The sequence below is a fragment of the Bradyrhizobium sp. 604_D8_N2_3 genome (assembly GCF_051810765.1).
In the GTDB taxonomy this organism is placed as follows: Bacteria; Pseudomonadota; Alphaproteobacteria; order Rhizobiales; family Xanthobacteraceae; genus Bradyrhizobium; species Bradyrhizobium barranii.
This window is the reverse complement of record NZ_JBPWPM010000001.1, coordinates 3660108-3681846: the sequence shown is the minus strand read 5'-3', so window position 1 is coordinate 3681846 and position 21739 is coordinate 3660108. Positions and strand designations below refer to the sequence as shown.

The following is a 21739-nucleotide window of genomic DNA, read 5'->3' as shown; positions in this document are numbered from 1 at the left end:
GTTGCGTCAAGGACTTTCTGGCTCGCCGGCGCAGCGTTAACCCCGCCCAGGCATGGACCAATAGCATTTGCCGGAGCATGCGCTGGCATGTTTTGCCGCGCTCGCTTATGGCCCTCAGCCGAAGGTCAATTGAGCGCGTGTCATGTCGGCTGTCAGGGGCAAACCGGACGCCGATACAGCTTGGCGCCCACTGCTGCTTTTGACCCACAACGGACATTGGCGCCATGGTTTGTACTTGCGTCATTTTATGTCCTGGACGTTTTGATCCGGGCCCACTTGGGATATTCAGACGGCAAGAATCGCTTTCGCGTTATGTGAACTAGTTCACCAGCGTAGAGTTCGGCGCGTGGTAACGGTCTCTACAGCGGAGACTAGTCATGCCTGACAAGAAGCCCGCCCACCCTCGACGCGCACCGCGCCAGACGAATCGGGGATCCCGTTAAATTTCCAATACATTTCCGAAAGACGTGAGCGGACGGCATGTCGGCCTCCAAGGCCCCCCACCGATGGAGATGCAAATGGATGAAATCCTCGTCACCACCAAGCACGGGAGCGGCCGGCCGGCCGTAGTGGGGCTCGGGTCGGAGTTCGTCGTCGTATGGACCGAACCTGGCGACCAGAACCTGCGTGGAGCAAGGTTCGACCTCGCGGGCAACAAGCGGGCCGAATTTCAGGTTAACACGACGCCGGGAATCTTCGGCTTGATCACGGTCGAGCGGATACGGAGCGGCTTTGTCGTCGCATGGGTCGCGTTCCCACCTGCAAAGCTGGTGTTCCAGAGGTTTGGTCTCGACGGAAGAAAAGCCGGCCCTGAAAGTGTCGTCAGCAACAACCATGTTGCCGCCGATCTCACGCGGATGCGAGCGCCTGCGGTCGCGTCCACTCTGGATGGGAATTTCGTCATCAGTTGGGTGGCGGCACTGCCCGATCCTCAAGTGCGCGCGGCTATTTTCAACAGCGAGGACGGTGGAAGGGTCGGCCCCGAGATTGCCGTCAACAGTTCCTCGGGATCCCATTTCGCTCCCTCCGTCGTGGCGTTTGCCGGGGCCGGGCTAGACGACGTCACCTTCGCAATCGCGTGGAAGGGTGGCGAGAATGGAATCTTCCGCAGCCGCTTTCAGCTGTTCAACTTTGACGGAAAGAAGTCGGGGCCGGAGATCGCACCGAGGGGCCCTGGCGTCGGCGAAATCGCGCCAGCCACCTTCGGGGGGAACATCGAAGATCCGAGGGAGTTCATAAGCGTTCTAGGTGGTATCAACAGTATTGAGGGGCAAAAGCTCACGGCAGAGCTGTTCGTTCGGGACGGTACTTCCCTCGGTGTGACCGTTAGCGGTGACGACATGGTCAATTTCGAACCGCTCGTGAAGGCTTTGCCCCACGGCGGCTCTGTCGTGACGTGGACCCAAAAGCCGGTGGCTACGACGGGCAAGTTCGGCACCAGGGTGATGGCCGCCATCGTCGTGGTGGCGGGCGGTCCACCGGACTTCCTGGCCCTAAGTGGCGTCAGGCAGGTCGGCACCACCGATGTCGGCGGCCAGATGTCTGCCTCGCCGATGGTGGACAACTCCGGCGGCTCCCATATCGCCTTTACCTGGGTGGAGCAACCACACGGATCACCCGACTCGATCAAGGCAAAAGTCCTGTCGGAAACATTGAACTGAGCGGACGCCAGATTGAGCTGACCGCAATTCGACCGATGTCGACTATTGGCCCATCAGCGAAGTGGCGACACCTTTCATTGAGGTCCGCTTGGTGGGGTAGAGCGGACTGACTTTGCTCACTCTGAGTTCTTCGCATTTTGACCCATAGCCGTCATTTGCGTCCATCGATCGACAAGGCTCTTCCCAGGAACGTAGGATCGCGCCGGCCGCAGGCTGCTACCTTGACGCAAGATATCGCATTTCCAACGCCGCGAACGTTCCGTCACCGTAAACAGCTTTGCTACCAATGGCTGTTCAGCACCTGCTCGAATGGCGTGGCATCGCAGCATCGGCGCGGAGATCGGCACCATGGGCCAAATCGTGAAGCGAAGGCGTTCGGCGAAATGTCCCGCTGGTTTCAATTCGGCGTTGCGCAATAATTCCTGCATGGTCGCCCAGGCCTTGACCACCAGGTGGAGTTCATCAATCGCGACGACCTTCTCCTTAGTGAATCATTCGCACGACCGGCACCGGGTCCACCGCGATTTCGAGCACCGTGCCGGGACGGTCCGTCGAGGGCCCCGGCAATCTTCCCATTGCGATTTCGTCGAGCATCGCATCGATATCCTTCGAGAGTTCCACCTGCATCGACCCACCGTCCGCCGCAGCAGCAATCAGTGTCGATTCGAATTTCGAGAGGTCTTCAAGCCCCGGAATTGCGAGCGGGTTTTCTTCAAGGAACCGCCGGAAACTCAGAGCTTCATCGGTCGGGAAAGCCACCGGCGGGGTCGCTGCGACATATCGGTCCATAAGCCAACGAAGCTCCGACTCTCCCATCCCGAGCAGAAGTAATCGTGTCGTATTCTCCATCAGTTCTGCAACGGCGCCTCTGCGGAACGAAGCAACGAGTTGCAGGTAAAGCGAAAACGCCCGCTCATCCGATCTTCTCAGTTCCAGTTGTTCCGTACTCACAGGCAACGGGCCTCCCGATTGCAGCATCCGGTTCGCGAGCATCCGTTCCCAATCTTCCGGCGAGAGCGTGGCGGGCTCCGCAAGCGCCTGCCGAGCCGATACTTTCGTGTTTGACGTGCATCGGGCCGCACCTCGAGCCCTGTCCCAGAGAAGATGCACCTTTTCCATCTCCAGAAGCAGATTTCTCTCGCCGAATCGGTCAATCCGGTCGGGCGCGATTTCGAAGATGATCGCGCCGAGGTTAGGCAAGTCAGCAACAACGTCAGATGCAATATCGACTAACTCATCGTCGATTCCATTCGAATGCGCGTCCAGCCAGTGGCCGTGTGCAAACTCCAAGCCCGCGAGATGCACCTCCCACACGCGTTCAAAAGGCAAGCGCACCAGCACGTCGTGTATCTCAGCACGACCGTTCTTATGGTTCGCCCATAGGTTGGTCAGGTCGAGCAGGATCCCGCAGTCCGCAGCTTCGGCCACTGCCCTGAAGAACTCCCCGTCCGGCATCTCGCACGATCGCGGAGCGAAGTAATTGACGCCGGTCTCAAATGCAAACGGCTTTCCCAATGCGGCCGCGCGGCGCGTGATGTTCCTGGCGGCAAGGCTCACTCCCGCCTCAGTCTGCAGCGGAGGCATGAGGAAGCCGCAGGGCTGTTCTCCGCTTGGGCCACGCACATGAAAAATGCTGAGATGTTCGCTTGTCCACGGAGCATTCAGCGCTTCGGTCCAAGCGCGAAACTGCGGCACTTGGCGTGCTTGATCACAGATCGTTCCGCCGATCGGGCAACCGACTCCGTGCGTCAAAATGGTTTGCGGCAGCGCTTGAAGATGGCGCAGCTCTCCCGGGCTGCCTCGCGGCAGCGAGCCGGGCGCAGTACCTTTCGTCCACAGACTCTGTGGCTCGATCTCCGCTACCTTGATCAGATCGGCGTGTGACCGGAACAAGCCATCAAGCGAACGCAAATAGATCGCGCCTGGGCCGAGCCGGGGTGGTTCAAATGTCATGGGAGGGATCTATGGCCCTAGCCAACCTCAATAACTTTTTGGCTGCCCTTCTCCACAATCATGATGGTGTCAGCCGGATTTACGGCATTCTCAAAACTGATGTTGATACCCGAGTAGCACGTGGGATGCCCGGCCCTTCCCAGCACCGACGCCAAGACTTTCTGACTTTGTTCCAGGTTGAGGTGCTCGTGGACACGTACTGTAATTCTCTTCATGTGTTCCTCCATGAATGATCTAGTCGAGGCTAACGCTAACCAGCCAAGGTAGAGCTGCTAGTCCGGTTAACCATTAACGAGCGTACGCCATTTCCGACATTGGAATGTGAAGTAGCTCATAGGGCCTGAAATAAGTCGTTGATCCGGCCACGGGTGGATTCGACGTCCTTTCTCGCGTTCTCCCGATCTATGTCGGCTCTTGGCCGTGCGCCCCGAAGGCGCGAACATCAGTAGAGGAGGATTCTACCCGGAAAGTTGTCGATTGGTCCGGTAGCTGCGAGCAGCTTGGTCGGGTAACCGGCTGGGTTGGAGCCTCGCGACAAAGGTCCAATCTCGTCTCCTCCGCTCGCTCGACGCCGATCGAGCCCCGACGATGGGCGTATCGTCAATGCCCTGAGACGGCGAAAAGAGAGACCGGATATTCAACTTTTTTGCGGGAGCCGGAGTGGGAGGTCCGCTTCTGGCCCGTTTGAGACCTGGCGAGGGGTACTAAAGATGTCCGCTGACTGGGGCTGACCGGAAGTCGTCACGGGAGAACCAAACCGACGCGATTGACCCGAAGCAGACCAAGGCTTGGGGAATGGTCACGACAGCCGAACCGTTCGAGTTGGACCAGGACACGGACGCGGAGCGTAACGCCCGTCGTGGTTAGCGCTTAGCCAGTGTTCCTGACCGCCTCAGCTAGAATGGCGTACAGCTGCTGCTTGCTGAATTCCTTGGGCTGCTGCCTCTCTGCGGTGCTTCGCGACACCTTCTTCTCTACTCGACGTACCAGGGCGGCCGACGACGCCGGCCTTGGCTTCGGGGGCGGCCTTATCTTGGGTCTTGCTGTTGGCGGCTTGTGGCCACGCTTCAAGCCCGAACGGGTTAGCATCCCGCAGACCGCGTTACGGCTACACCCGAGACGGCGCGCAATCTGTGCCGCGCTCTGTCCTGCGGCCCAGAGCCTTTTGAGCAGCGCTACGTCTTTCGCATCCCAGCCCATGGAGAGATTATAGCGCGGACTGACCGACACTGGCTAGTCCAGGCCGCTCGCGGGAATCCCTTCTATGGATTCACGACCTGGCTCTACAACGCCGGTGATCTCTCCGCCCAAGCCTTGGTGGCTTGGCAGATTTCCATCGCCCGGGCGTAGGCGGGGCGTGTCGTCGTACGGGCGAGATAGGCACGCTCGACTGAACCCGGGGTATAGTTGCTGGTTCGCAGACCAAGCAGGAGTGCGTAGCTCACTGAAATGTCAGCAGCAGTGAACCGGTCACCGGCGAGAAATGGACGATTTGCGAGACGCTGGATGACCAATCCCAGCCGGCTATGAAAGGTCTCCAGTGCCCAGATTGTGACCCGGGCGTTTCGCTCTTCTGCGGGGGCGAATGCGCGACCGACGATGACGGCGTTCATTGGTCCAGCGAGCCCGGCCTCTCCCAAATGGAGGAATTGCAGATAGGCGGCGAAAGCCGGATCATCCGGGGCGACGGCGAGCGGGCTCGGGCCGTGGCGGGCGAGCAGGTATTCGAGGATCGCGATCGACTCGACCATGATCATCTCGCCGTCCAGCAGCGCCGGGATAAAGCCGGCGGGGTTGATCGCAAGAAAATCGGGATCATTCTCGATAGCGAACAGATCGACCGGGCGTAGCCGATAAGCCACCCCCAATTCCTCGAGCAGCCAAACGACACGGAACCCACGACCTTCGCCATAGACGGTGAGCATACTTGAGCGTCCTTACGTTGGCTTAAGTGCCTTAATTCGCAGGAGCGAGATTTCCACACCTGCTGCTATCGCTCTGACACGATATGCACAAGGTTCGTCGAATACTCGGCATCATGCAGCGCCGGTCCTCCTCGCTTTATGGGTTCACGGCCTAGTCTTCATCCGGCTCGCGGACGACTGCCGGCTCGTCGGCTTCATCCTCGTCGTCGTCGCCCTCTTCGTCCTCCTCGTCTTCATCAGGATCTCGGGGCGGCATCGCGGTGCCCATAGCTACGAGCGGCGTCCAGACGGTCGCTGTGATGAAAAATGCTTCGAAATCGTGTTGCCTCATGTTGTTACTCCTCGAAAACCATGTCGAATATTCCTGACCGACGACATCCGGATGTCCAGGACGCGATCGCCCCTGCGCGACGGCGATCAGATCCACAGCAGTGGCAGGGGCCGGCACCCCACGCAACTGGCGACGTTTACGAGTACTTCATGCCGAGGACGCATCAGGTTCTATATTTACCAGCACTTCGCCGGCAGTGATTTCGGGATCCCCAAGATCGAGGTCATGCAGACTTGCTTGAATAAACTCCATTATCCTGGCGTTCGCTGCATTGGCGCTTTCGCGGTCCTCGAATATCATCACGGCGACACCAACGCCGTCGCCCCCATCCAGCACGTAGTAAGATCTGAATCCGGGCGATTGCTTCAGGATCTGACCGACGCCGCTCTTGGCGCGACGAGCAGCGTCCGCGACCGAACGAACCTTGGTGTACTTGCGAATGACGATGTACATGAGGTCACCGCGCGTTACAGTTCCCGCCCCACGCATCAAAGCATACCGGGTCCCGGTTGGACCAGAGCGCTGCTTCCCGAACGGCCGCGCGCCTTTCTCCAGCGAGCCAACCTCGCCCCGCAAGCGGGGGCGAGGTGCCGAGGCTCAGGACCCCTCGAACTTGAACGAGACGTTGAGCTTGGCGCGATAGGACTCGACGTTTCCCTTCTCATCCAGTTGCATATCGAGCTTGACGACCTCTGCAATGCGAAGATCACGGAGAGTTTTTGCAGCTTGCCCGACCGCATTGGCGGCCGCCTTCTCCCATGAGTCACTGCTGGTACCGATCAGTTCAATGACCTTGTAGACGCTATCAGGCATATCGTCCTCCTGTTCGGTCTGAAGCAGGAAGCAGCTGCTCCCCGCCGTTGTGAAATCTAGCATCAGGATGTCGGCGCTGATACGACGCGATACGGTCTCGGACGCCGCCCGGGGGCCCGATAAGGACAAACCGCATTTGGCGGGGATGGCGGCTTTTGGCCCGAAGCAGGCCGTCGCCCGTAGCGGACCATCCCATCAGAGCCGTGATCACCCTCGCCGCGGTCATGGTAGGGTGGTCTTGTTCTTGCTGGCGAGCCAAAGGTGACAGCCGATGAAGTGTCTTCGGATATACGCAACGCCGGACGGTGAATCTCACTTCGGTGAGGTGGAAATCCCCATGACGGCAAAGCTGACCGTCGCTCCCGGTGCCAAGCCGTTTCAGGTGTCCCAGCGCTACCCCGCGTCAAGCATGGAGGTTACTCAAATTCCTGCCGGTATGCGACAGGTCGATTGGCACACCGTTCCCGCGCGGGTATTGACTGTGAGACTGACTGGCGCGGTCGAATACGAGACGAGCGACGGCGAGGTGCGGCACGTCTCTGCGGGCGAGTTCGTGTTGGTGGAGGACACACACGGAAAGGGCCATCTGTCTCGTCATTCCCCAGACGAGCAAACCGTTCTTTGGATCAGGCTACCCAACGGCCTCGATTTGCCGTCCCCATAGTTCGCAGGGATCGCCATCGCCCACGACGCCGAAAATCTGCAAATGGGCTCATCGCCGACAAGGCGGGCCGCGGCTGTTGTCAGCATCTGCCCCAAAGCGGACGTCAACCGTCGATGCCGGCAAACCCGCTCGGTGACCACGGTCGCTATGCCTCTGTTGGTGACGGCTGCAATCCTAAGAGCTCGCGTGGCGCTGAGCGGGAGGCGATGGCAAGACTCGGAATCGCGCCCCATCGTGTCGAATAGAGGGCCGTGCCGAAACCGGCGTCGCTTGCGCCAAGATGCAGGATGGGTAGAGCTCTTGCGAAACCCATCGCCCCCGGCACGCCGATGCAGCGCCCGTGTCATTCTTTAGCTCGATGCCGTTGCGAGGATCAGGTTTGATGGGTTTCGCTTCGCTCTACCCATCCTACGAACTACGTCAGTGTCAGCACGCCTTAAAGGTGGGACGGCACCCCTGCCGCCATGAATAGCGGCCGTCACAACGGTTGCACTTCCATAGAAAGCCGTTGTTACACTTGATCCTGGTGATGCAGTAGTTCTTGTATGCTGCAGGCGATTGCGCTGAGGCAGAGGCGATGCTGAGCGCAAGTGCTCCGACACTCATGGTCGCAACCAGGGCGACGAGAGCAAATGGTTTCGCTATCGTAGTCATGGTCGGTCCCTCCCTGGAGGCATGACAATCCCCGCATCAGAGTCGCCCCACGTTGCGATGATAGCAGAATTCACACGAACAGGCGCTAAGATTGCTGGGTAATTTCGTCGCAACCTTGGGGTGTTTACAAAGGCTACCGGCATAGCGAGTCCGGCGCGATCTGACGGCCAAAGCGGACATCTGGCGATCCATCTCAATTCACGGCTCACGCCATCGTTTTCACGCTCTCGGCTCTAGCGCTTCGGCCGCACCACCCGCGTCAGCATCGGAAAATGCTTGTTGCCGCCTGCGAATGGCGGGAACTGGACGAAGTCTGCGCGCATGCGCTGGATCACGTCGGAGCCGAGCGCGTGCGCGAGGGCTTGCGGGCTGTCGAACACTAGCTTGTTGCGCTGCATGTGCTCGACGCGCTGCGACGGCAGCCGGTCGACCCAATCGATCCGGGTGTAGATCTCGATCTGGCGAACATCAGGGAAGGTTCGCATGATCGATGGATGATGCTCGAGATAGTGCAGGTTCCAGGCGTTCATGTCCTCCGCCGGGCCGGGATAGTGCACGAGGTAGCTGCACGGAGTGGTCGTGCCTGCCAGATGTTCGGCGACATCGACGGGAAACGCGCGCGTCAGCATGACCTGATGCGTGACGTCCAAGCCGGTGAGGCTCGCCAGTCCGGCCCCCGTCGCGAGACCGGCAAGGATGCCACCGCGGTCCATTGCCGCCTCGCAGGCGAGCAGGTCCGGAAACCGGAGTTGAAGCGCAAACACCGGGCCGGAGCCATCGGCCTTGTAGGGATGATCGACCGACTGTTCGAGCGGCGTGAACAGCAAGCCCTCGGTCATATCGGGGATCGATCCGACCAGCTCCGCTGCGGCGACGACCTCGTCGGGATGAATTCGCCGTTCGCCTGCCGGATCGGAGAATGTCATGAACAGCGAGATCATGCGGGCGTTGCCTCAGCGCCCTCGCCCGCGCTCACATGCGCCATCAGCACGGCGCGAATGTCATCCGGCCACGGGATCGCATGGTGATCCACCAGCGACGTCGCGGCCAGGATCTGGCGGGCGCGCCAGCGCATGCCGTTCGCGCCGGAGACGACATGCTCCAAATGGAGCGACGATCCGCCGACCCGGCTGATATGCAAGTTGAACGTCAGGCGATCGCCGAACATCGACGGCCGGGAAAAGTCGCAGGACAGATGCACCGTGGGTGTCCCGATCTTCCGGACCGTGATCAGCTCCGGCCATGGAAATCCAATTCTCGCCCAGAAGTCTTCGACGACCCCATTGAGGATGTTCAGGTAAGACGGGAAGTACGCGATCCCAGAAGGATCGCAGTCTCCGAATCTGAGCTCGCGATCGAACGAGAACGTCGTCATCAGATCGCGACGACCGGATGCCTGATGACACCGACCCCGTCGACCCCCGCTTCCACCACGTCACCCGGCCACAGCCATTCCTGGGGAGTCCTGCCGGCGCCGACGCCTTCCGGCGTTCCGGTCGCGATGATGTCGCCCGGCTCGAGTGTCATGCCCGACGAAATGTCGGAAATTAAAACCGGGATGTCGAAGATCATGTATTTGGTATTGGAGTCCTGCTTCATGACCCCGTTCTTCGTCAGCCACAGCCGGAGGTCATGCGGGTCGGGGATCTCGTCCGCGGTCACGATGCAGGGGCCGAACGGCGCATAGGTGTCCATGCCCTTGGAGAAGATCCACTGGCCGGCGCGGCGATTGTCGCGCGCGGAGATGTCGATCATGACCGAATAGCCGAAGACGTGGTCCATCGCCTTGTCGGTCGCGATGCGGGTTGCGGTCTTGCCGATGATGACGGCGAGCTCGACTTCCCAGTCGAGCTGCTGCGTCATCTTCGCATTGTGCTGGATAGCGCCGCCCGGGCCGATCACCGACGTCGGCGGCTTGGAGAAGACGACCGGCTGCTTCGGCAGGTCCTTGTCGGTATCCAGGCTCTTGGCGGACTCCGCCACATGCGCACGGTAGTTCAGCCCGATGCCGAAAATGTTCTTGCGGGGCCGCGGGATGGGCGCCTGTAGCTTCACGTCCTCGAGCGGAACGGCGGAGCCGGCCGGCAAGCGTCCATCGGCATCGTCCAGACGCTCCTTCAGCGCCGGCAGCAGCGTCACGCTGTTGTCGATGAACGACAGCATGTCGCTCGGCCATCCAAAGCCATGCGACGCACCGAGGTGCTCGACGTCCACGACCAATCCGTCAACGAGGACCCCGAGGCGGGCACCGCTGGAGCCCAAGGTGTAGGTAACAAGGCGCATGAAGCTTTATCCGGCTCTTTCGGTTGAATTCTGTGCGGGGACGTCAGGCGGCGACCGGCTGGTGGCCGGCATTGTCGCCATAGGCCTCTTCCCGATAGAAGCCGAGGCTCTCGATGACGGGCAGATCGTTGAAGCAGAACAGGCAGGCGTCCTCGCTGCCCGAGGCATTGCCGTGCTCATGCCAGGCCCAGGAGGGAACGCAGAAGATGTCGCGCTCCTGCCACTCGAAGCGCTTGCCGGCGATGATCGAATAGCCGCGCCCCTTGGCGACCTGGTAAATGAAGCTGCCGGTGTGCCGGTGCGACTTCGTCTTCTCGCCCGGCCGCAGCAACTGCATGCTCGCGCCGATCGTCTGCATCACGTGCCCGCCGGTGATCGGATTGACGTAGTTCATGAGAATGCCGTCATAGGGCGAACCGTCGGTCGCGGCGGCATATTTGCGCAAGGACTCGTAGGTCGGCTCCCACTCGTACTTGAACATGGGGGAATAGTCCTTCGACCATTTCGAATCCGCCGGCCGAAGCCCGGGATTGCCCCAGGTCTTGGTCATGTCGTCCACGGGATAGCCGGACTCTTCCTGCTGCACCTTGGGATGGACCGCGAAAAAATTCGCCTCCAGCGCGTTGACCAGCGGGATGTCCAGGCCGTCCTGCCAGATGCACACCGAGCCGTTGGCTTCGACGCCATGCTCGTGCCAGGTGCCGTTCGGCGTGAGCACGAAATCCCGCGCCCCCAGCGTCATCTTGTGCCCGTCGACGATGGTGTAGGCGCCCGACCCCTCCATGATGAAGCGCAGGGCTGAAGCCGAGTGCGCGTGCGCTGTTGCGACCTCGCCGGGATGCATCACCTGCAATCCCGAATAGAGCCAACCGACCGCGGCCGACACGTCGCGGCGGCCTGGATTGTTGAGATAGATCACCCGCCGCCCCGCCTTCTCCGGCGAGACGAGTTCGACCGAGCGCAGCACGTGCTCGCGCAGATCGTCGTAGCGCCAGAGCACGGGAACCGACGCCGATTGCGGCGCCCATGGCTCGATCTTGTTGGCGACCGTCCACAGCGCGCCGGCTTCGTACTTTTCGAGGTCCTTGTAATAGGCCTTGAGCTCGGGGGTATCTTCGACATTGGCCCGGCCGACGACGTTCTCGCGCATCCTATCCTCCAAGTCCTGTCTCGTGGCGCCGCTTTATCGACGCGCCCAACCACTATTCCGATCTCAGCGGGATCGGCGTGAAGCCCTGCCCCGCGTCATCGCCCTCACTGTCTGCGAGGCCGAGCGGTGCCAGCGGACGTCGGTTGACGCGCAAATCGAAAATATCGAACCGGTTGTAGTGCCCGACGATGTCATGCATCTGCTTCGGCTGGATGCAGCGGTCGAGATCGATGTCGGCGTAGACGATGCCTTCATCGTCGATCAGGGGATCGCCGACCACGCGGCCGTCAGGTCCGATGATTCCGGAGAACGCGCTCGACTTCCGCTGCAGGCGCGCACGCGCGTCGGGGACGACCGTTTCCATCGCCGTGATGATCTCCTCCGACACGGTCGAGCAGGAGACGACCGTAAAAATCTTGCCTTCAAAGGAATGGGCGATCGCACGCAACTTGATCGCCTCCGCCATGTCGTAGTCGGGCGGCGCGACCGGAAGCGAGATGTAGCTGGCGACATGCACGAGCTCACCCTGACCCAACAGCGCAAAGCGCGCGAGCGTGTTGGTGTTCTCGCCGCAGGCGAGGCCGCCGAGACGCCCGATCTCGGTATCATAGACGCGCAGGCTCGATCCGTCACCGCCGGTCCAGGTCAGCTTCTCCGCCCAGGTCGGCACCAGCTTGCGGTGCTTGCCAAGCACCGCGCCGTCCGGCCCGATGAAAACCAAGGTATTGTAGATCGCACCCAGCGACACAGGGCTGCGCTCGTTCACGCCGAGCACGACGTAACAGCCGGTATCGCGCGCGGCTTTCCTGACGACATCGACCTCCGGACCCGGCACCAGCACCGATGCCTTGGCGAGCTTCTCGAACCATGCGCTGCCCGTGACGGGGTCGGTGATCCAGTTCCAGTAGGGATAGCCGGGAACGAACACTTCGGGGAACGCGACGAGCTTCGCGCCATTGGCTGCGGCTTCACGGACCAGTGAAGCTGCCTTGTCGGCTGTCGCGCCCGGGTTGAGATAGACAGGTGAAGCCTGGACGGCGGCGGCTCTAAAGCGAGGCAGCTTCAGCATTGGCCCTACCCTGTCGCTGGCTCATGATCGCCTTGCAGGAGCAGAGGTCCGCAAGCGTGATAGCATGGCGCGGCGTTGACTTACTTCACATGTAAACGTATGCTATCGCATATTTCTGGAGGGTGCAATGGCTGAACGGTCTTTTGCTCGCGAAGTCGAGGATCTCCGGCTCGGCGATGGCGATACGTTCCGCGGCGAAGGCATCCTCGCCATCACCAAGGCGCTGCTGCAATCGGGCGTCGCCTATGTCGGCGGCTACCAGGGCTCGCCGATCTCGCACCTGATGGACGTGCTCGCCGACGCCAAGGACGTGCTCGACGATCTCGGCGTCGTGTTCCAGAGCTCAGCCAACGAAGCGGCCGCGGCGGCGATGCTGTCGGCCTCGGTGATGTATCCCCTGCGCGGCGCGGTGGCGTGGAAGTCGACGGTCGGCACCAATGTCGCCTCCGACGCGCTCGCCAATCTCGCCTCGGGCGGCGTCACCGGCGGCACCATGATCATCGTCGGCGAGGACTATGGCGAAGGCTCCTCCATCATGCAGGAGCGGACCCACGCCTTCGCGATGAAATCGCAGATGTGGCTGCTCGATCCCCGCCCCGATCATGAATGCATCGTCAATCTGATCGAGAAGGGTTTTGAGCTCTCCGAATTCTCGAACACGCCCGTGATGCTCGAGGTTCGTGTCCGCGCCTGTCACATGCACGGCAGCTTCGCCTGCAAGGACAACGTCAAGCCCGCGCATACCATCAAGGATGCGCTCAACAACCCCAGGCGCGACGTCAACCGCATCGTGCTGCCGCCGGCGGCCTATGAGCACGAGCAGGAGAAGATCAAGACGCGGATGCCCGCGGCGATCGGCTTCATCCGGGACAACAAGCTGAATGAATGGATGGGGCCGAAGCAGGGCAAGGTCGGCATCATCATGCAGGGCGGCATGTACAACAACGTGATCCGCGCGCTGCAATATCTCGGGCTGTCGGATGCCTACGGCAACACGCAGGTTCCGCTCTACGTCATGAACGTCACCTACCCCGTGATCGACACCGAGGTCGCTGAGTTCTGCGTCGACAAGGACGCCGTCCTGATCGTCGAGGAGGGCCAGCCGGAATATCTGGAGCAGGCGATCAACACCGTGCTGCGCCGCAGGGACATCCAGGCGCGCATCCATGGCAAGGACGTGCTGCCGATGGGCGGCGACTACACCGCGCAGGTTCTGCTCGGCGGCGTCAGGGACTTCCTGGAGAAGACCGAGCCGCGGCTGCTCGGCAACCGGCCGCCGGCGCCGGACGCCGTTCCCGTGCTCAATCACCCCGCGGTCGAGAAGCTGAAGCAGGTTGTGCCGGCGCGCCCTCCCGGGCTCTGCACCGGCTGCCCGGAGCGGCCGATCTTCGCCGCCATGAAGCTCGTCGAGGAAGAGCTCGGCCAGCATCATGTCTCGGCCGACATCGGCTGCCATCTGTTCTCGATCCTGCCGCCCTTCAATATCGGCGCGACCACCATGGGCTTCGGCCTTGGCCCGGCCTCGACCTCGGCCTTCAACGTCAAGGCCGACAAGCGCTCGATCGCGGTGATGGGCGACGGCGGCTTCTGGCACAACGGACTGACCAGCGGCATCGGCAATGCCGTGTTCAACAAGCACGACGGCGTGTTTGTCATCGTCGACAATTTCTACACCTCGGCGACCGGCGGTCAGGACATCCTGTCGTCGCGCGCGACCAACAAGCGGCGCGACACCAACAATTCGATCGTCAAGGCCGTGAAGGGCATCGGCGGCCAGTGGGTGCGCCAGCTCGACCGCACCTATGACGTCGGCAAGATGCGCGACACGCTGAAGGAAGCGCTGACGACCAAGGAGGAAGGCCCCAAGGTCATCGTCGCGTCCTCCGAATGCATGCTGAACAAGCAGCGCCGCGTGAAGCCGCAGATCAACAAGGCCATCAAGGACGGGTTACGCACCGTCAAGGAGCGCTTCGGTGTCGACGAGGACGTCTGCACGGGCGACCACGCCTGCATCCGGCTCTCGGGTTGCCCGTCGCTGTCGGTGAAGCAGCTGGACGACCCCTTGCGCGACGATCCCGTTGCGGCGATCGACAATTCCTGCGTCGGCTGCGGCAATTGCGGCGAGGTCTCCGAGGCCGCCGTGCTCTGCCCCTCGTTCTATCGCGCGGACGTCATTCACAATCCGACCGGCTGGGACAGGTTCAAATCCAAGGTCGCGATGGCCGTGATCAGCTGGTTGCAACGGCGGCGTGATCGCCGGCGTCCGGCGCTCGAGGCGTTGGCATGAGAGACGAGACGGTCCGGCTGGCCCTCCCCGCCGCCGGCGAGGCGACCGAGCGGCCGATCTCCATCGCGATCGTCGCGATGGGTGGCCAGGGTGGCGGCGTGTTGACCGACTGGATCGTTCAGTTGGCCGAGAACCATGGCTGGGTCGCGCAATCGACCTCGGTACCCGGCGTCGCCCAGCGCACCGGCGCCACGATCTATTATATCGAGGCGATGCCGCCGCTCGACGGCCGCAAGCCGATCCTGTCGTTGATGCCGACGCCCGGCGACGTCGACGTGGTGATGGCGGCGGAGTTCATGGAGGCCGGCCGGTCGATCCTGCGCGGCCTCGTGACGCCGGATCGCACCACGTTGATCGCATCCAACCACCGGTCGTTTGCAATCGGCGAGAAGATCGCACCGGGCAACGGCATCGCCGACGGCGGCGCCGTCACCGGCGCCATCGGGGTTGCTGCCAAGACCGAGATCATCTTCGATCTGAACGCGCTGGCGATCGCGCATGGCAGCGTCATCTCGGCCGCGATGTTCGGTGCGCTCGCGGCGGCCGCTGTGCTGCCGTTCAGCCGTGACAGCTATCTCGACGTCATCCGTGCCGGCGGCAGAGGTGCGAAGGCCAGCGTCGAGACGTTTGAGGCCGCCTTTGACCGGGTCAAGACCGGCGCACCCGAGGTCGCGGCATCAGCGCCATCAAAGCAGGCCGATCACGTCCCCTCTCCCGCAACGCCCGATCCAGATCTTGCCGGGCTCATCGCAAGACTGAAGCAGGAGCTGCCCGAGCCCCCGCTCGCCATGGCTCGCGCCGGCCTGAAAAAGGTGGTCGACTTCCAGGACGTCGCCTATGGCGCCGAGTATCTCGACATTCTCAGGACGTTGCACACGGCCGACCGAAACGCTGGCGGTGGTGCGCGCGCCTATGCCTTCACTGAGGCCGCGGCAAAGTATCTCGCCAACGCCATGACCTATGACGACGTCATCCGCGTGGCCGACCTGAAGACGCGCGCCGGTCGCCGCGCGCGCATCGAGAGCGAGCTCGAGATGTCCGAGGGACAGGTGCTCCAGACCACCGAGTTCATGCATCCGCGCATGGAGGAGGTCATGGGCGTGCTGCCCGCGGGCTTCAGCCGCTGGCTCGGCGCGCGGCCGCGCCTGCTCGGCTGGCTCGATCGCCGCGTCAACCGGGGGCGCCGGGTGCGGACCTACTCGCTACCCTGGTTCCTGACCCTCTACGTCGTGGCCGGACTACGCGGCCTGCGACGCCGCTCGCTGCGTCACGCGGTCGAGACCGCGCATCGGGACGGATGGCTCAAGGCCGCAACCGATGCGGTCGCCGCCAACTACCAGCTCGGTGTCGAGATCCTGCAATGCCGACGCCTCGTGAAAGGCTATTCCGATACCCACAGCCGCGGGCTGTCGAAATTCGACAAGACGCTGGCGGCGATCAAGCTGGTCGAACGACGCGAGGATGCGGCCGATTGGGCGCGCCGCCTGCGCGAGGCCGCGCTGAAGGACAGCGCCGGCAAGGAGCTCGACGGCGTGATCCAGACCATCAAGACTTTTGCATGATTCCATCGGAGGGGAACGCGGGAGTGGATTGCCGTTCGCCCCCCAAGACGTCAGGATCAGGCGACTTGACTACGATTCTCAAATTGTTAATCGGAGCGAAAGACCCGCGATAATCCCTCCAATCGACGAGACATCTTGTACTCGATGGTCATGCAATGCCGGCAGCACTCAAAGAGAACATTGTTCCCGTCCCTGGGCAGATCGAAACCCGGCTCTGGCTTCAATTGCTGTCGCTGCATGGCGAGCTGTTCGCGTCGCTGAATTCGATGCTGAACTCCGAGTTCGGCCTGTCGCTCGCAAAATTCGACGTGCTGGCCCAGCTCGATCGCTACCGGGATGGCCTCGCGCTCGGGCAGTTGTCGCAAAATCTGAAAGTCACCGGCGGCAACGTCTCGGGGCTGGTGCAGCGTCTTCTCGCCGACGACCTCATCAGCAGGGAAATGTCGAGCGAGGACCGGCGCTCCTTCATCGTGCGCCTGACGCCAAAGGGCGAAGCGTTGTTCAGGAAGGCAGCCGACGTCCACAAGAAGCATCTCGGCAAACGGCTCGAGAATGTTTCGGCCCGGGAGCTGGACGGTGCGCTGTCCGTACTGAAATCCCTTTCTTCAAAACTTCATACCGAGAGCAAGAAGCAAAGTCGCAAGAGATAATGGCCAGAGAATCCAAGAGCAGATGGAAGTCGGGTCCGCCGAGGACGCGGGACCAGCTGCAAACCTACATCCCGTATCTGTTCAACCGGCTCGCCAATCGCTGGAATCTCGATCAGAACCGCGACCTGAGCGACCACGGCATCAACAATGTCGTGTTCCGGACGCTGTCGGTCCTGTTCATCTACAAGACCCTGACGGTCAACGAGGTCGCCGTTCTCGCGGTGACCGAGCAGTCGACGGCGAGCCGAATGGTCGAGTCCATGGTGTCATCGGGCCTCGTCAAGCGCGAGATCGCGGAGGAAGACCAGCGCCGCCGCGTCGTGGGTCTGACCCCGGACGGCGAAGCGCTGCTGCGCAAGATCTGGCCAATCATGGCGAGCAACTACGACAAGCTGATCGAAGGCATCGAGCCCGACGACATCGAGGTCTGTGCGCGCGTGCTGGCCAAGATGGTCGAGAATATCCGCCAGAACCAGATCTGATCTTGTTTATTGGAGCATGATCTTTTCGGAAAACCGCTTCACTTTGCGCTAACGCGGCCCTCCGGGTCCGGATCATGCTCTACGGGCCAAGGCCGACGAGGCTGGTGCCGCCGCAGACATAGAGCACCTGGCCAGTGACGAAGTCCGAACGTTCGTCGAGGAAGAAACTGATGGCGTGCGCGACATCCTCGCGCGAGCCGAGCCGCCCGACCGGCACGTTGCGCGCCATCCGCTCCTGCTGCTCGGAGCCCTTGGGAATGATGCCCCAGAAATTGTCGGTCAGGATCGGCCCTGGCGCCACGACGTTCACGGTGATGCCGCTCGCGGCGAGCTCCAGCGCCCAGGTCCGCGCCATGCCGTGCACGCCGGCCTTGGTCGCCGAATAGGCCGACCGCGTCGCCGCGCCCATCGCGGCTCGCGAGCTGACGAACACGATGCGGCCGAAGCGGCGCGCACGCATCCCCTCCAGCGCCGCCTGGGTCAGCAGCATCGGCGCGCCCAGGTGCAGCTGCGCCAGCATCAAAATGTCTTCCGGCTTCGCATCGGGCAGCAGGTTCGGCAGGATCACGCCCGCATTGTGCACGAGGCGATCAACGGCGTGATCGCGGCAGATCTCCTGCGCGATCGCGCGCGTCTCCTCGATATCGGAGAGATCAGCGCGATAGGCCGCGAGCAGATCATGCGTCCAGTCCGGCTTCTCCAGCCCGACCGAGATCACGCGCTGCCCGCTCTCGACGAGCCTTTTCGCCAGCGCCTCGCCGATCCCCGAATTGCCGCCGGTGATGAGTGTGGTGCGGATCTCGCTCATGATCAAACCTGCCGCCGCTTGAGGTCGCGAAGGTCGAAGAACGCACCGTCAGACATCAGCCTGGCGACGAAATCCTTCAGGCCGCCGCGCTGGATCTTCTCGGTCGCGGTCAACGGCAGGCTGTCGACGAAACAGATCCAGCCCGGCGCCTTGTAATAGGCCATCTGCTCCAGGCTCCAGCGCACGATCTCCTCGGCGCGCGCGCGGTCGGCACCGGCCTCCTCGGCGATGATGACCGCCGCAACCTCGTCGCCGCGCACCTGATCGGGCGTCGCGGCAACCGCGGCCTGCCTGATTGCGGGATGGCGGTTGAGGACGGACTCGACCTCGACTGCGGCAATGTTCTCGCCGGAACGCCGGATCACGTTCTTCTTGCGGTCGACGAAATGAAGGTCGCCGTCCGCATCGCGCGACACGATATCGCCGGTGTGCAGCCACCCGCCGGCCCACGCCTCGGCGGTGGCGGCCTCGTTCTTCAGGTACTCGCGGAAGAAACCGTAACGCGGGTCCGCACCCGCGCGCCGCACCAGGAGCTCGCCCGGCGTCCCGACCGGCGCGTCGTTGCCGCTGTCGTCGACGATACGAATGTCGACCTCGGGGCCCGGGCGTCCGAAACAGCTCGTGCCGATCTTGCGCGGCTCGATATTGGCGGCGATGACGCCGCCGCTTCCCGTCTCGGTCATCGCCCAGGCCTCCAGCAGCGGAAAGCCGAAGCGCTCCTCGAACGGCGCATGCAGGAGCTTGTCGACGCCGGCGCCGAAGCCGAAGCGCACGGTGTGGGCGCGGTCCTGCTCCGATTGCGGCGCGCTCATCAGCATCGAGGGCATCACGCCGAGATAATGCAGACAGGTCGCGCGGCTGTCGCGGACGGACGCCCACCAGGTACGCGGATGGAAGCGATCGAGCATGGTGAGGCTGCCGCCGACCGACAACATCGCCATCAGCGACACCGCCATCGCGTTCATGTGAAACAGCGGCAGCGGCGTGATCATGCGCTCACAGTCGGGCTTGAGATCGATCAGCCCGCCGACATCGCGATACCAGTTTCCGGAATGCAGGAAATATGTGTTGGTGAGCACGCAGCCCTTGGGCTGACCCGTGGTCCCAGACGTATAAAGCAGCGCGCATTCGCTCGCCTCGTTTCCGGCGGTCGAAGGCCGCGCACCTCCGAGGGGTACGGGAACGTCGTCCTGATCAGTCACGACCGGGATCGGCCGGCCGGCCTGGCGCGCCGCGGTCTCGACCTCGTCGCGCCGCTCGGCGAGGACGAACGCCGCATTCATCTCGGAATGCGCAATGATGTACTCGAGCTCGCTGAGCCGCAAATCGGGATTGATCGGCACGACGGACACGCCGAGCGCGTTGAGCGCGAACCACAGCTCGACGAACACCGGCCTGTTCTGGAGCAGCAGCCCGACCCTGTGGCTTTCGCCATAGCCCCGGCTTGCAAAAGCCGAGCGCCAGCGCTCGACCCGGTCGAGCATGGCGCGGTAGGAAATCTCGCCTGCCGCGATGCCATAGATATCGGCGGTCTCCGGCAGCACGTTGAGGAAGCCCGCCTCCTCCCGGCGAAGGGCGGTCTCGCGAAAGCGGGCGTAGACTGTGGTCGCAGCGGTCAAGGCGTACTCACATGAAAAGCTGGATGTTGCCGAACGGCGCGTCGAAATTGACGAGATCGACTCGCTTGAGCTTGATCTTCAGGGCATCGCCGACCTCTACGAATTCGTGCGACGCCCATCCCGAATACCGCTCCAGCAGATCACCGCGGGTCTCGGTGTAGATATAGGACGTCCGCGCCTTGTAGACGCCCGCAGCCGGGTCGCACGCCACGATCCGCGGTGCCTGGAGAAGATGATGGCAACGGCTCTTCGGCTTCTGGCTGAAGGTCCGCTCGCCGGAGAGCCGCTCGACGCGGACCTTCAGAAGCAGCAGATCCTCGTACATCAACGAGGGCTGGAGCACCGGATCCTGCTGCTGCCATTCGAGCGGCATCCAGTAGCGCCCTTCGGGGTGAAACAGATCGAGCCAGGCCTGCCATTGCATCGTGTCGAGCAGCTCGGCTTCCAGATAGATGAAGTCCGTGATGGCCTTCTCGTCGATCATTCCGCGGCCTCGGCACGCTTGTCCATGTCCATGGTCATGAATTTCGACCAGGCATGGAACTGGTTTCGCATCTGTCGCTCCGACGTGCCGTTGATCACGGCCGTGACGTCCTGCTCTTCATGGCTCTCGTAGAGGCGCCGCAGATTGACCCATTGGTTGCCGTTCGACTTCAGTCCTTCCTGCGCCCGCTCGTACATTTCGAGATCGTCGTGCCCGACGATCGAGGTCGGCGCGTTGATGAAGCGGTTGTACATCAGAGCCCGCTCGTAGAGCTTGTCCGGCGCGCCGACCAGGCGATAGACCCAGCTCTCAACCAGCGTCCTGTCGACCGCGATCGGGATGAAATTGCGCAGGATCTGCACGGCGCCCTTGACCATGATGTTCGGGAAATACACGGTGTTGTGCCTGACCTCGCCGAGGATCTCGTGCGCCCGCTCCTCGCCATAGGCCGCGACCATCTGGCCGACATAGCCTTCGATGTCCGAATAGTTGGAATGGATGGAGTTGGCGACGCCGGTATGGCCGTGGCCGTTCGGCCAGATCCTGATGCCGCTCTGCTCGTAGAACTCGTACGGGCTCATGAAGGGACCGTAGAGCTGCACCGCCATCGGCGTCTCCGTGGAATCGCCCTGCTCGCGCTTCCAGACCTTGACCGCGGTACCGGCCGAGCTCTCATGCGCCACCATCGGATGGCAGGTGTCGGTCTGGTTCTCGACCAGCATCTTCCAATTGCAGGTGTGCATGTAGCGGATCGGCGTCGCCTGGACAGCGAGCTTCCCCTCCGGCGAGCGGTCGACCATGTTGTCGATGGTCGAAAGGCTTTCGCCGAAATAATCCTCGAAGGACACGCCGTCGTCGCTCAGGCGGGCGAAGATGAAATCGCGATAGATCACGACGTTCCTGACCTTCGACAATCCCTCATTCGCTTGCGTGTCGCCAAAGCCGGTGCCCTCGTAGCCCTTTTTCAGAGGGATCGCGAGCAGCGAGCCGTCGGTCTTGAAAGACCAGGCGTGATAGGGGCAGCGGAAGAACTTTCCGGTGTTGCCGCAGGGCTCGGAGGCGATCTTCACGCCCTTGTGCGGACAGCGGTTGTAGAAGACGTGAATGGAGCCGTCGGTGTGGCGGCTCGCCAGCACCGGCTGACGGCCGATATTGGCTGTGATGAAATCGCCGGGCTTTCCCAACTGGCTCGCGTGCCCGACATAGATCCAGCTGTTCGGGAACAGGTGCTCCATCTCGAGCTCGAAGATCTCGGGGTCGACATAGACGTCGCGATGCACCTCGGCCTCGCGCACCAGCGCCGCGATCGCGTCGGCATTCTGTCCGTATTTCGCCATGACGTCC

23 protein-coding genes are annotated in these 21739 nt (G+C 62.3%); 6 read left to right on the top strand and 17 right to left on the bottom strand.

The window, feature by feature from the left end:
* The first annotated feature begins 518 nt into the window (after window positions 1-518).
* A complete protein-coding gene (locus AB7245_RS17325; protein WP_144030759.1) occupies window positions 519-1661 on the top strand; it encodes a hypothetical protein in 1143 nt (380 codons plus the stop codon).
* A gap of 116 nt (window positions 1662-1777) precedes the next feature.
* On the opposite strand, the gene AB7245_RS17320 is transcribed toward AB7245_RS17325, so the two are convergent.
* The 8 genes from AB7245_RS17320 to AB7245_RS17285 form a co-directional block, all read right to left on the bottom strand.
* Complete coding sequence (locus AB7245_RS17320) at window positions 1778-2110, bottom strand: hypothetical protein (RefSeq protein ID WP_144030760.1); 333 nt, start codon at window positions 2108-2110, stop codon at window positions 1778-1780.
* 34 nt (window positions 2111-2144) lie between these two features.
* Window positions 2145-3614, bottom strand: coding sequence for a DUF692 domain-containing protein (locus tag AB7245_RS17315; protein ID WP_085401704.1), 1470 nt, complete (start codon window positions 3612-3614; stop codon window positions 2145-2147).
* Window positions 3615-3631: 17 nt separating this feature from the next.
* Window positions 3632-3829, bottom strand: a complete 198-nt coding sequence (locus AB7245_RS17310) for a hypothetical protein (protein ID WP_135217343.1) — start codon at window positions 3827-3829, stop codon at window positions 3632-3634.
* A 655-nt stretch (window positions 3830-4484) separates the two neighbouring features.
* On the bottom strand, window positions 4485-4814 hold the full coding sequence (locus tag AB7245_RS17305; protein ID WP_085401706.1) for a GcrA family cell cycle regulator: 330 nt from the start codon (window positions 4812-4814) through the stop codon (window positions 4485-4487).
* Window positions 4815-4897: 83 nt separating this feature from the next.
* Window positions 4898-5539 carry a glutathione S-transferase family protein gene (locus AB7245_RS17300; protein WP_085401707.1) on the bottom strand — a complete coding sequence of 214 codons (642 nt, stop codon included), beginning with the start codon at window positions 5537-5539 and terminating at the stop codon, window positions 4898-4900.
* Window positions 5540-5690: 151 nt separating this feature from the next.
* Window positions 5691-5870: a hypothetical protein gene (locus AB7245_RS17295; RefSeq protein ID WP_085401708.1), complete on the bottom strand. Its 180-nt coding sequence runs from the start codon at window positions 5868-5870 to the stop codon at window positions 5691-5693.
* A gap of 147 nt (window positions 5871-6017) precedes the next feature.
* Entirely contained in the window at window positions 6018-6323 is a 306-nt protein-coding gene (locus AB7245_RS17290; RefSeq protein WP_085401772.1) for a hypothetical protein, read from the bottom strand.
* Between the two features lie 144 nt (window positions 6324-6467).
* A complete protein-coding gene (locus AB7245_RS17285) occupies window positions 6468-6683 on the bottom strand; it encodes a dodecin family protein (protein ID WP_063986511.1) in 216 nt (71 codons plus the stop codon).
* Between the two features lie 271 nt (window positions 6684-6954).
* Here AB7245_RS17285 and AB7245_RS17280 point away from each other — a divergent pair, with 271 nt between their 5' ends.
* Complete coding sequence (locus tag AB7245_RS17280) at window positions 6955-7347, top strand: hypothetical protein (protein WP_063984238.1); 393 nt, start codon at window positions 6955-6957, stop codon at window positions 7345-7347.
* An 887-nt stretch (window positions 7348-8234) separates the two neighbouring features.
* On the opposite strand, the gene AB7245_RS17275 is transcribed toward AB7245_RS17280, so the two are convergent.
* Genes AB7245_RS17275 through AB7245_RS17255 form a run of 5 tightly spaced genes read right to left on the bottom strand, consistent with a single transcriptional unit; the run spans window position 8235 to window position 12503 of the window.
* A complete protein-coding gene (locus AB7245_RS17275; protein ID WP_135215361.1) occupies window positions 8235-8942 on the bottom strand; it encodes a hypothetical protein in 708 nt (235 codons plus the stop codon).
* Window positions 8939-9376: an acyl-CoA thioesterase gene (locus tag AB7245_RS17270; protein WP_085401710.1), complete on the bottom strand. Its 438-nt coding sequence runs from the start codon at window positions 9374-9376 to the stop codon at window positions 8939-8941. The genes AB7245_RS17275 and AB7245_RS17270 overlap by 4 nt, the downstream gene beginning before the upstream one ends.
* Window positions 9376-10284, bottom strand: coding sequence for a fumarylacetoacetate hydrolase family protein (locus AB7245_RS17265; RefSeq protein WP_085401711.1), 909 nt, complete (start codon window positions 10282-10284; stop codon window positions 9376-9378). Before AB7245_RS17265 ends, AB7245_RS17270 begins: the two co-directional genes overlap by 1 nt.
* A gap of 43 nt (window positions 10285-10327) precedes the next feature.
* Entirely contained in the window at window positions 10328-11434 is a 1107-nt protein-coding gene (locus AB7245_RS17260) for a cupin domain-containing protein (protein WP_085401712.1), read from the bottom strand.
* A 52-nt stretch (window positions 11435-11486) separates the two neighbouring features.
* Window positions 11487-12503, bottom strand: a complete 1017-nt coding sequence (locus AB7245_RS17255; RefSeq protein ID WP_085401713.1) for a carbon-nitrogen hydrolase family protein — start codon at window positions 12501-12503, stop codon at window positions 11487-11489.
* Between the two features lie 127 nt (window positions 12504-12630).
* Here AB7245_RS17255 and AB7245_RS17250 point away from each other — a divergent pair, with 127 nt between their 5' ends.
* The 4 genes from AB7245_RS17250 to AB7245_RS17235 all read left to right on the top strand — a co-directional run bounded on the left by AB7245_RS17250 (window position 12631) and on the right by AB7245_RS17235 (window position 17484).
* Entirely contained in the window at window positions 12631-14790 is a 2160-nt protein-coding gene (locus AB7245_RS17250) for an indolepyruvate ferredoxin oxidoreductase subunit alpha (RefSeq protein ID WP_135215362.1), read from the top strand.
* Complete coding sequence (locus AB7245_RS17245; RefSeq protein WP_085401715.1) at window positions 14787-16352, top strand: indolepyruvate oxidoreductase subunit beta family protein; 1566 nt, start codon at window positions 14787-14789, stop codon at window positions 16350-16352. Before AB7245_RS17250 ends, AB7245_RS17245 begins: the two co-directional genes overlap by 4 nt.
* A gap of 155 nt (window positions 16353-16507) precedes the next feature.
* Window positions 16508-17002, top strand: a complete 495-nt coding sequence (locus tag AB7245_RS17240) for a MarR family winged helix-turn-helix transcriptional regulator (protein ID WP_085401716.1) — start codon at window positions 16508-16510, stop codon at window positions 17000-17002.
* Window positions 17002-17484 (top strand): MarR family winged helix-turn-helix transcriptional regulator, encoded by a 483-nt coding sequence (locus tag AB7245_RS17235; protein ID WP_063984247.1) that lies wholly within the window; start codon window positions 17002-17004, stop codon window positions 17482-17484. Before AB7245_RS17240 ends, AB7245_RS17235 begins: the two co-directional genes overlap by 1 nt.
* A 79-nt stretch (window positions 17485-17563) precedes the next feature.
* Here the strand turns inward: AB7245_RS17235 and AB7245_RS17230 are convergent, their stop codons facing one another.
* The 4 genes from AB7245_RS17230 to AB7245_RS17215 are packed head-to-tail and all read right to left on the bottom strand — an operon-like array spanning window position 17564 to window position 21732.
* A complete protein-coding gene (locus tag AB7245_RS17230; protein ID WP_085401717.1) occupies window positions 17564-18292 on the bottom strand; it encodes an SDR family NAD(P)-dependent oxidoreductase in 729 nt (242 codons plus the stop codon).
* A gap of 2 nt (window positions 18293-18294) precedes the next feature.
* Window positions 18295-19911 (bottom strand): ATP-dependent acyl-CoA ligase, encoded by a 1617-nt coding sequence (locus AB7245_RS17225; protein WP_167768111.1) that lies wholly within the window; start codon window positions 19909-19911, stop codon window positions 18295-18297.
* A 7-nt stretch (window positions 19912-19918) separates the two neighbouring features.
* On the bottom strand, window positions 19919-20395 hold the full coding sequence (locus AB7245_RS17220) for an aromatic-ring-hydroxylating dioxygenase subunit beta (RefSeq protein ID WP_085401719.1): 477 nt from the start codon (window positions 20393-20395) through the stop codon (window positions 19919-19921).
* The gene (locus AB7245_RS17215) at window positions 20392-21732 is read right to left on the bottom strand and encodes a Rieske 2Fe-2S domain-containing protein (RefSeq protein WP_135215363.1); all 1341 of its coding nucleotides are present in this window, start codon (window positions 21730-21732) and stop codon (window positions 20392-20394) included. Before AB7245_RS17215 ends, AB7245_RS17220 begins: the two co-directional genes overlap by 4 nt.
* Between the last annotated feature and the right edge of the window lie 7 nt (window positions 21733-21739).